Below are 3364 nucleotides of genomic sequence, written 5' to 3'. Positions count from 1 at the left end.
CCGTCAGCTTCGTGGGCTGTCCCAGAAAGGGCTGGGTATCGCCGCCGGGATTGACGAGTTCGTTGCCAGTACGCGTATCAACCGGTATGAAAAAGGCGTACACGAAGCCAATATCGTGACAGCCGGCCATCTGGCGCTGGCTTTACAAGTCCCGCTGGCGTACTTCTATGCAGACGACGATAATCTGGCTAAGATGATCCTGAAATTTGCCGAACTATCGGCAGCTCAACAAAATGCGCTGCTTGCCTCGCTGGAAAATAAATGGATCAGGTAATGCGTTCGTGTTACTTAGCCCGCTTCCCTCTGATTTTTATCTTACGGTCGATTAATCTTCCCTCAGAATCATAGTAACGACTTGGCCAGATCTCGGCAGGGTAAATGCCCAACTTCTCGGCGATTAACCATTCTCCTTTCGGCCAGGGACGTGTCAGAACATTTGCCAGCGTCGATGAACTCAATCCGGCAGAACGAGAAAGCGCGGTCATGGTCGTACTCTGTTTGCGTAAGGCGGCGATGATATCCGCCTGATGCCAGTCGTTTTTCATGTAAATCCCCTAACTTTTCGTCGTAAAAGGAACATGTACCACCTGATGCTACATTATTCGTAGTATGACGTTCAAGCAAAAAAAACTACGATTATCGTAGCCATGAAGAGCAAACCCAATTACCACGCTATTTTCTATCAGCGGCTTAAGCAGGCGCGCCAGGGGAAGGGCTATCGCAAAAACAACTCGGCATTGAGGCCGGGATCGATGAGTTTGTCGCCAGTCCCCGTATCAATCGCTATGAAAAGGGCGTGCATGAGGCCGACTCCGAGACGATTCAACGGCAAGCGGATGTGCTGGACGTGTCGTTAGCCTATTTTTATACCGCTGATGATGAACTGGCTGGCCTGAGCCTAAATAGCTGCGCGGAATAGTAGATCAATTTGTGGGAACTCCGTCCGGATTATGCGATCTGATCAATCACCAAACATCACAAATCACCAACCGGACTGAGCGATGCCGAACATTGCACCAATACCCCGTACCGAACGGCGCCTGATGCAGAAAACTATCCATAAAACACGTGATAAAACCATGCCCGCAGACTGACCGCCATGTTGATGTTACATTGGGGCGAACGTGTCAGCGACGTCGCCAGAACGCTCTGCTGTGCCCGCTCATCAGTGGGACGCTGGATTAACTGGTTTACGCTGTCGGGTATTGAAGGTCTCGTCTCTTTACCTGCGGGGCGCGGGCGTCAGTGGCCGTATGAGCATATTTGTGCGTTGCTGCGTCGACTGGTAAAACACACGCCAGGCGATTTTGGTTATCAGCGTTCCCGCTGGAGCACAGAACTGATGGCAATAAAAATCAATGAGATAACCGGGTTTTCAGGTGCATGCCGGGACACTCCGCCGCTGGTTACCCGCTATCGGACTGGTGTGGCGAAAAGCTGCTCCCACACTGTGCATCCGCGACCCGCACAAAAAAGAAAGAATGGCGGAAATTCATCAGGCGCTGGAGAAATGCAGCACAGAAAACCCGGTGTTTTACGAAGATGAGGTGGATATCCATCTCAACCCCAAAATCGGCGCGGACTGGCAGGTACGCGGCCAGCAGAAACGCATAGTGACGCCCGGTCAGAATGAAAAGTACTATCTGGCAGGGCGTTACACAGCAGCACAGGTAAAGTCAGCTATGCTGGAGGCTGCAGCAAAAGTTCAGTCTTATTTATCAGCCTGTTAAAGCATTTGAAGACAACGTACCGGCGGGCAAAAACGATCACCCTCATTGTGGACAATTATATTATCCATAAAAGCCGGGAAACGCAGCGCTGGCTGAAACAGAATCCGAAGTTCAGGGTGATTTCCCAGCCGGTTTACTCGCCGTGGGTTAACCATGTTGAGCGTCTGTGGCAGGCACTGCACGACACAATCACCCGCAACCATCAGTGCCGTTCAATGTGGCAACTGTTGAATAAAGTTCGTTATTTTATGGAAACCGTCAGCCCATTCCCGGGAGGCAGGCATGGGCTGGCAAAAATGTAGCGATATTAGGCGCTAATGAAATGGACACCTCCCCACAAAGGCCTCAGTGAGCCATGCTGTAAGTGCAAACCAACAGCAACATGAAGAGGTGTCCCATGGAACAAATTATCGGAATTGATCTGGCAACGCGAGTTTTTCAGGTGAACATCGTGTCTGCGCAGAGCAGGAAGAAAGCGAACAAAATGATCAACCGTGAAAAACTGATGGCGTTCATTGCTCAGCAGCCTCCGTCCCGTATTGTAATGGAAGCGTGCGGCAGTGCGAATTACTGGTCTCGCCAGTTCAGGCAATACGGACATGACGTCAGGCAAATCAGTCCACAGTATGTCGCTCCCTTCAGGATGGGCAGTAAAAACGATAAAAATGATGCAGCGGCAATTGTAGAAGCTGACAGTCGCCCGAGTATGCGCTATGTGCCGGAGAAATCTCTTGAACAGCAGGATATTCAGTGTCTGCACAGGGTTCGCCAGCGGCTGATGAAAAACAAAACCGCGCTGATTAACCAGATACGGGGTCTGGGCCTGGAATACGGTATCGCCATACCGGAAGGGGCCCATAAAATCATGGCGTGCCTGCCAGATTACCTGGAGGATGCGGGAAATGAGCTCACCACGCTCAGCCGTCAACTGTTCCACGAAATGTTGCAGGAACTTCAGGGCAGTCAGCAGCGAATTAAAGAACCGGACCTGCGTCTTGCGCGTATCAGTCAGCAAAATGAGGATACTCTCCGGCTGGAAAGCATACCCGGTATCGGGCCACTGGGCGCTTCAGCCCTGACGGTGGCGCTGGGTGACAGCACAGATTTTCAGAATGGCCGGCACTTTGCCAGCTATCTGGGTCTGGTTCCGAAAGAGTACAGTAGTGGTGGTAAGGTCAGACTACCCGGGATAACAAAACGTGGAGATGGTTATCTGCGTGGGTTACTTATCCACGGCGCTCGCTCAGTGGTTTACCGGATTATTAACCTCCCGGAAGAACGGTGTGGTGGTTTTCAGCGATGGCTGAAGGGTGTTATTGCCCGAAGTGGCGTGAATAAGGCTGTAGTGGCGCTTGCCAACAAAAATGCCCGAATAGCCTGGGCGCTTATAAACCAGAAGACAGCGTACATGATCAAGTAACTAACTGATTTTAATAAGTCCCAAGAGTTGATGTGCTGACAGGTAGAACCGACTCTTTGTAAACCTGGCAAATAGCCGGGCTGTAACAAGCCATGGCACTAATGAGGGCAGAGAGTGCGGATGTTCATCAGGGCTCACGAAGCCGGATATATGTGTGTGGCTACTTTGTCAGAAAAAGATCTGCCCGTACTTGTATCGGGGAGGTGTCCATATA

At 51.1% G+C, this 3364-nt stretch carries 3 protein-coding genes and 2 pseudogenes; 4 read left to right on the top strand and 1 reads right to left on the bottom strand.

The window, feature by feature from the left end; genetic code table 11:
- On the top strand, positions 1–274 hold a 274-nt coding region (locus FJU30_RS11120), incomplete at its 5' end, for a helix-turn-helix domain-containing protein (protein ID WP_150435328.1).
- Positions 275–284: 10 nt separating this feature from the next.
- Here the strand turns inward: FJU30_RS11120 and FJU30_RS11115 are convergent.
- Positions 285–545, bottom strand: coding sequence for a helix-turn-helix domain-containing protein (locus FJU30_RS11115; protein WP_191091584.1), 261 nt, complete (start codon positions 543–545; stop codon positions 285–287).
- Between the two features lie 102 nt (positions 546–647).
- On the opposite strand from FJU30_RS11115, the pseudogene FJU30_RS11110 reads away from it, so the two are divergent.
- The 3 genes and pseudogenes from FJU30_RS11110 to FJU30_RS11100 all read left to right on the top strand — a co-directional run bounded on the left by FJU30_RS11110 (position 648) and on the right by FJU30_RS11100 (position 3150).
- A pseudogene (locus FJU30_RS11110) lies at positions 648–919 on the top strand (helix-turn-helix domain-containing protein).
- An 82-nt stretch (positions 920–1001) separates the two neighbouring features.
- Positions 1002–2032, top strand: a pseudogene (locus FJU30_RS11105) (IS630 family transposase).
- A 95-nt stretch (positions 2033–2127) separates the two neighbouring features.
- Positions 2128–3150: an IS110 family RNA-guided transposase gene (locus tag FJU30_RS11100; RefSeq protein WP_150435047.1), complete on the top strand. Its 1023-nt coding sequence runs from the start codon at positions 2128–2130 to the stop codon at positions 3148–3150.
- Positions 3151–3364 lie beyond the last annotated feature (214 nt).

This window comes from Affinibrenneria salicis (genome assembly GCF_008710095.1).
The sequence above is the reverse complement of the archived record's forward strand: the minus strand, read 5'-3'. Positions and strand labels throughout refer to the sequence as shown.

Excerpts from the sequence above, each read along its gene's own strand:
- FJU30_RS11100 (WP_150435047.1), top strand. The coding sequence starts at position 2,128 with ATGGAACAAATTATCGGAATTGATCTGGCAACGCGAGTTTTTCAGGTG.
- FJU30_RS11115 (WP_191091584.1), bottom strand. The coding sequence starts at position 545 with ATGAAAAACGACTGGCATCAGGCGGATATCATCGCCGCCTTACGCAAA.